Source organism: Pseudomonas sp., from assembly GCF_026224925.1.
GTDB lineage: Bacteria > Pseudomonadota > Gammaproteobacteria > Pseudomonadales > Pseudomonadaceae > Aquipseudomonas.
Map to the genome: position 1 here is coordinate 1 of NZ_JAMFRV010000559.1, position 5,856 is coordinate 5,856.

Sequence of the window (5,856 nt, forward strand, 5' to 3'; positions counted from 1 at the left end):
GACTCGACACCGATGCTGCCGACTGTCAGCCTGATCGCGACCGAGGACTATCCGCTGTCGCGGCGTCTCTATTTGTACTTGCCGCCCGTGAGTCATCAGCCGTGGGCCGAGGCGCTGGTGCACTTTGCGCAAAGCGCAAAAGGTCAGGCAATCGTAGCCGCTAACGGGTTCATTTCCCAGACGGTGCAGGCAGTCAAGGTACAGGTCTCCGCTGAAATGCCAACGGACTACCAGGTCATCGTCAAGCAGGCGCAACGTTTGTCGGTGAATTTCCGATTCGCCCAAGGCAGTGCGGTTCTGGACAACAAGGCCCAGCGCGACTTGCAGCGGGTGCTGGCGTATTTGAAGAGCCACGACAAGCTAAACAGCGAGGTCACGCTGGTAGGGTTTGGTGACGCAAAGAGTGATCCAGTCCGTGCTGCGTTGCTGTCAAAGCTGCGGGCAATGGCTGTACGCCGTGAACTGGTGAAGAGCGGCGTCAACTTCCGCGACATTCGCGGTTTCGGGGATGAAATGCCTGTGGCGGCAAACGATGCCGACGAAGGCCGGATCAAGAATCGGCGGGTAGAGGTTTGGGTATATTAAAGTCTGGCTTGCATGAATCGGCGAATTGCCCAAGTCCAGCACCATGCCGAGAACTCAAGGACCGAACGTGCTCGGGAAGCAGACAACGCGGTTCATCAGCAAGACGGCGTCGCTTCATTCGCAAGCAAGCTTGCTCCCACCGGATCTTGAACTGCACCAACTCCAAAGCCATGCCGAGAACCAGTGGGACCGAACTTGTTCGAGAAGCAGACGCCGCGGTGCATCAGACAGACCGCGTCGTAGCCTTCGCCAACAAGTTGGCCCCTACAGATTCATGCAACTCCGATGATATTTGCTTAACCGTGTCGTTCGCTGCGCAGCATTTCCTTGGGTACGTATTTACCGATCTCGAATTTGCCGATCGCCGCGCGATGCACCTCGTCCGGGCCGTCGGCCAGGCGCAGGGTTCGCTGCATGGCGTACATGTAGGCCAGCGGGAAGTCATTGGAAACCCCGGCGCCGCCATGCATCTGGATCGCCCGGTCAATGACCCGCAGCGCTACGTTGGGGGCGACCACCTTAATCTGGGCAATTTCGCTTTTCGCCACTTTGTTGCCGGCAGTGTCCATCATGTAGGCGGCCTTGAGCGTCAGTAGGCGTGCCATGTCGATTTCCATCCGCGAGTCCGCAATGATGTCGATGTTGCCGCCAAGCCGCGCCAATGGTTTACCAAACGCCGTGCGGCTGATGGCGCGTTTGCACATCAACTCTAGCGCGCGCTCCGCCATGCCGATGGAGCGCATGCAATGGTGGATCCGGCCAGGCCCGAGGCGACCTTGGGCAATCTCGAACCCGCGACCTTCGCCCAGCAGCACGTTTTCGTAAGGCACCCGCACGTTTTCAAACAGCACTTCGGCATGGCCGTGCGGCGCATCGTCGTAACCAAACACCGGTAACGCTCGGACGATGGTTACGCCGGGAGCGTCGGTAGGCACCAGGATCATGGAGTGCTGCTGATGACGTGGGCCGTCCGGGTTACTCAAGCCCATGAACACCATGATCTTGCAGCGCGGATCGCAGGCACCTGATGTCCACCATTTACGGCCGTTGATTACCCACTCATCCCCCACACGCTCGGCACGAGCAGCCATGTTGGTCGCATCAGACGACGCCACGTCTGGCTCGGTCATAGCGAAGGCCGAACGTATTTCACCGCGCAACAGCGGTTCAAGCCACCGCACTTTTTGTGCTTCATTGGCGTAGCGCACCAGCACTTCCATGTTGCCGGTGTCAGGCGCTGAGCAGTTGAATGGCTCGGGACCGAGCAACGAGCGGCCCATGATTTCAGCCAGCGGCGCGTACTCAAGGTTAGTCAGGCCAGCACCCAGCTCTGATTCAGGCAAGAACAAGTTCCACAGACCTTCGGCTTTGGCCCTGAGCTTTAGCTCTTCCATTATCGCGGTGGGTTGCCAGCGATCCCCTTCGCTGACCTGCCGTTCGAACACGGGTTCGGCCGGGTAAACATAGGCGTCCATGAACGCGGTAACACGCTCACGCAGTTCCTGAACCTTGGGGGAGTAGGCGAAATCCATGGGCAGCTACCTTCGCAATTAGGTGGATGAGGTCATGGATCGGATGCTAGATCAGCGACAAACATTTATCTAACCTATTCTCAGCGTGTATAAACATTCATAACCGATATATGATCGACCTACGCAAGTCACAACAAAAACAACATGAGAGCGCAACGGAATGAATCTGAGCAAAGTCGACCTCAACCTCTTTATTGTGTTTGATGCCATCTATACCGAAGCAAATCTGACCCGCGCTGGACAAATAGTCGGAATTACCCAGCCTGCGGTCTCCAATGCTTTGGCGCGGCTGCGCGAGACGTTTAACGATCCATTGTTCGTGCGAACCGCTCAAGGCATGGTGCCAACGCCCATGGCTCAGAACATTATTGGCCCCGTGCGCAATGCCCTGTCGCTATTGAGGGTTTCGGTGCAAGAAAGCCGGATTTTCAATCCGCTGCAGGCCAACAAAACCTATCGCATCAGCATGACCGACCTGACCGAAGCGGTGATCCTGCCAACGCTGTTTCAGCGTTTGCGCCGCTTGGCACCGTCCGTGATCATCGAAAGCTTTCTGTCAAAACGTCGTGAGACCACCAAAGAGTTGGCTGCCGGCCGACTGGACTTCGCTGTCGATGCGCCGCTCAACACCGACCCTCAAGTACGTCACGTCAAGCTGATGGAAGACAAATACGTGTGCGCAATGCGTAAAGGGCACCCGTCTGCAGCCAAGGAGAAATTTGCTCTTGAGGACTACTTGTCACTGACCCACATCCATATCTCCAGCCGCCGTAGCGGCTTGGGTCATGTCGACCTGGCATTGGGCAAAATGGGCATCCAACGCAAGATCGCCCTGCGTTCTCAGCATTACCTGATGGCGTCACAAGTGTTGCAGCAAACCGACATGGTCATGACCGTCCCAGAGCGCTTCGCCAAGCGTCACGAACTGCACTACTTCAACCTACCGGTCAATGACGTGCCACTTGTGGAAACCCACCTCTATTGGCACGAAAGCACTGACCAAGACCCGGCCAACCGCTGGATGCGTGAGCAAATAATTGAGTTGTGCCAACAGGTGACAGCACAAGATAAAAAGCTCGACAAGACCTTAGATACAACTGTTAAATAATTGATTTATATAACTATTTAAACCTATTTTTAATATTGCTTCTAGGCTGCAAACAACCTGCGTCACCGAAGGGCGCTCGGTACGCAGCTTGACGTATACGTCAAGCACGCCGTAGGTTAACCCCTACGTTAACCCCGAGCGCCCTTATGAGCAGCCTGACCTACAGCATCTCCGACCTCGCTCGCGAGCTCGACATCACCACTCGCGCTATTCGTTTTTATGAAGAACAAGGCTTGCTAGCCCCTGAGCGCCGAGGTCTTGAGCGCATTTACTCGGCCCGTGACAAGGTCAGTCTGAAGCTCATCCTGCGCGGTAAACGCATCGGCTTCTCCCTGGCGGAATGCCGGGAACTCATTGAGCTGTACGACCCGCGAGGGGACAATCAAAAGCAACTAAACACCATGCTCGGCAAGATCGGTGAGCGCCGTAATCAGTTGGAACAACAACTGTTAGACATTCAGCAAATGCAGCTAGAGCTGGACACAGCGGAAGAGCGTTGTCTTTCAGCGCTTGAACGATCTATTACAAATCATAAAGTTACAGAATAAACCTCGAATAAAAATTAGGTGATGCCATGCCCCTGCCTCAGCGTGTACGTCTTGTGGAAGTCGGTCCGCGTGACGGATTGCAGAACGAAGCTCAACCGATCAGCGTTGCCGACAAGGTTCGATTGGTCGACGACCTGTCCGCTGCCGGGTTGAGTTACATAGAAGTCGGTAGCTTCGTCTCACCCAAGTGGGTGCCACAGATGGCCGGTTCGGCCGAGGTGTTTGCGCAAATACAGCGCAAGGAAGACGTTGCCTACGCCGCATTGGCGCCGAACCTCAGAGGGTTCGAAGAAGCCCTCGCCGCTGGCGTGACTGAAATTGCGATTTTTGCCGCCGCGTCTGAGTCGTTCTCTCAGCGCAATATCAATTGTTCTATCAGCGAAAGCCTCGAGCGGTTCGCGCCGATCATGGAAGCCGCACGCCTGCATGGAATGCGCGTGCGCGGCTACGTGTCGTGCGTCCTCGGTTGTCCTTACGAAGGCCAGGTTGCGCCGGAACAGGTGGCATCGGTGGCCAATGAGCTATTCGCGATGGGCTGCTATGAAATTTCCCTAGGTGACACCATTGGCACCGGAACACCGGGGGCCACGCGAACGCTGTTCGAAACCGTCGCAGGGAAGATTCCCCGAGGCAAATTGGCTGGGCATTTTCATGACACCTATGGCCAAGCGCTGGCCAATATCTACGCCAGCCTGCTCGAAGGCATCCAAGTGTTTGACAGTTCCATTGCCGGACTCGGTGGTTGCCCTTACGCCAAGGGCGCCAGCGGCAACGTCGCCACCGAAGATGTGCTGTACATGCTCTACGGATTGGGAATTGATACCGGGGTTGATCTGGACCTGCTGATTGGCGCCGGTCAACGGATCTGCGACGTGCTGGGGCGTCCTACCGGATCAAGGGTGGCCAAGGCAAGACTGGCAGGTTGAGTGTTACCGTAACGATGAGCGGTAGCCGTAAACGGGTAACACGGAAACATTTTCTGTTTATTTTCAACAAGCTGAGCGAGCCATTCTTTCATAAGCTACTGTTTTTAAACGAATTAAAAAACATGGCACGGCTCCTGCTATATCTCTTGCACAACAAAAATAAAAAAAAAGCAGTAACCCAATAAAAACAATACGTATCGGCTCTGACATAACAAGAACAACACGGACAGAGACGCAGCTAACAGATCTTTTTGGAGTGGATGGCTTTTCAGAGACTCAGGTCTCGCAACCGGACAGAGAATAATAAAACTACCTCAGGTAGCTCCAGTACTGGTTGGATCGATAGTGATAAAAGCAGCATCAGCGCTCAAAAAAATACGTTTGCTCTTGATCCTGAATGGGATCGATTAAAAAGAAGTGAAAGGGACTGGTCGCCAAAAACAAGAATAGGCCGCCCTCGAATAATAAAAAGAGCATACAAAACCTTGAAGGGGAGCCCAGGCTCCCCTTCGTGCTGTCTGGCGTTTGAAAAACTCAACAAAATCCCCCGCCCTACTCCAGTCTCCCGTTGACACGCAAAGCCTTGCAGGTTTACGTTAACGTAAAGGTGAACACCGAACTCCATACAATAATAGGAAAAACCTTCCCATGAGTTATCCGAGCCTGAATTTCGCCCTCGGCGAAACCATCGACATGTTGCGCGACCAGGTTCAATCCTTCGTCGCCGCAGAAATTTCCCCCCGCGCCGCGCAGATCGACCGGGACAACCTGTTTCCGGCTGACCTCTGGCGCAAGTTTGGTGACATGGGTCTGCTAGGCATTACCGTTGATGAAGAGTACGGCGGTGCAGGCATGGGATACCTGGCTCACGTGGTGGCCATGGAAGAAATCAGCCGTGGCTCGGCGTCGGTCGCTCTTTCCTACGGCGCCCACTCCAACCTTTGCGTGAACCAGATTAACCGCAACGGCAACCTTGCGCAGAAAGCAAAGTATTTGCCCAAGCTGATCAGTGGCGAGCATGTCGGTGCATTAGCCATGAGCGAGCCCAATGCCGGCTCCGACGTGGTGTCCATGAAGCTTCGCGCCGACAAGCGCGGCGACTGTTACGTGCTTAACGGTAGCAAAACCTGGATCACCAACGGGCCGGACGCCAACAC

At 55.0% G+C, this 5,856-nt stretch carries 6 protein-coding genes; 5 read left to right on the plus strand and 1 reads right to left on the minus strand.

Annotation, left to right across the window (positions count from 1 at the left end; genetic code table 11):
- The coding region (locus M0974_RS23380) for a phosphate ABC transporter substrate-binding/OmpA family protein (RefSeq protein WP_297842492.1) at nucleotides 1–585 on the plus strand (585 nt) is incomplete at its 5' end.
- A 296-nt stretch (nucleotides 586–881) separates the two neighbouring features.
- On the opposite strand, the gene M0974_RS23385 is transcribed toward M0974_RS23380, so the two are convergent.
- The gene (locus M0974_RS23385; RefSeq protein ID WP_297842495.1) at nucleotides 882–2,117 is read right to left on the minus strand and encodes an acyl-CoA dehydrogenase; all 1,236 of its coding nucleotides are present in this window, start codon (nucleotides 2,115–2,117) and stop codon (nucleotides 882–884) included.
- Nucleotides 2,118–2,277: 160 nt separating this feature from the next.
- Here M0974_RS23385 and M0974_RS23390 point away from each other — a divergent pair, with 160 nt between their 5' ends.
- From M0974_RS23390 to M0974_RS23405, 4 genes are all read left to right on the plus strand, one after another.
- Nucleotides 2,278–3,225, plus strand: coding sequence for a LysR family transcriptional regulator (locus tag M0974_RS23390; protein ID WP_297842498.1), 948 nt, complete (start codon nucleotides 2,278–2,280; stop codon nucleotides 3,223–3,225).
- Nucleotides 3,226–3,371: 146 nt separating this feature from the next.
- Nucleotides 3,372–3,773: a MerR family DNA-binding transcriptional regulator gene (locus tag M0974_RS23395; RefSeq protein WP_297842500.1), complete on the plus strand. Its 402-nt coding sequence runs from the start codon at nucleotides 3,372–3,374 to the stop codon at nucleotides 3,771–3,773.
- 26 nt (nucleotides 3,774–3,799) lie between these two features.
- A complete protein-coding gene (locus M0974_RS23400; protein WP_297842503.1) occupies nucleotides 3,800–4,699 on the plus strand; it encodes a hydroxymethylglutaryl-CoA lyase in 900 nt (299 codons plus the stop codon).
- Between the two features lie 648 nt (nucleotides 4,700–5,347).
- A partial coding sequence (locus M0974_RS23405; protein ID WP_297842507.1) for an acyl-CoA dehydrogenase family protein occupies nucleotides 5,348–5,856 on the plus strand: 509 nt, incomplete at its 3' end.

Excerpts from the sequence above, each read along its gene's own strand:
- M0974_RS23385 (WP_297842495.1), bottom strand. The coding sequence starts at position 2,117 with ATGGATTTCGCCTACTCCCCCAAGGTTCAGGAACTGCGTGAGCGTGTT.
- M0974_RS23400 (WP_297842503.1), top strand. The coding sequence starts at position 3,800 with ATGCCCCTGCCTCAGCGTGTACGTCTTGTGGAAGTCGGTCCGCGTGAC.
- M0974_RS23390 (WP_297842498.1), top strand. The coding sequence starts at position 2,278 with ATGAATCTGAGCAAAGTCGACCTCAACCTCTTTATTGTGTTTGATGCC.
- M0974_RS23395 (WP_297842500.1), top strand. The coding sequence starts at position 3,372 with ATGAGCAGCCTGACCTACAGCATCTCCGACCTCGCTCGCGAGCTCGAC.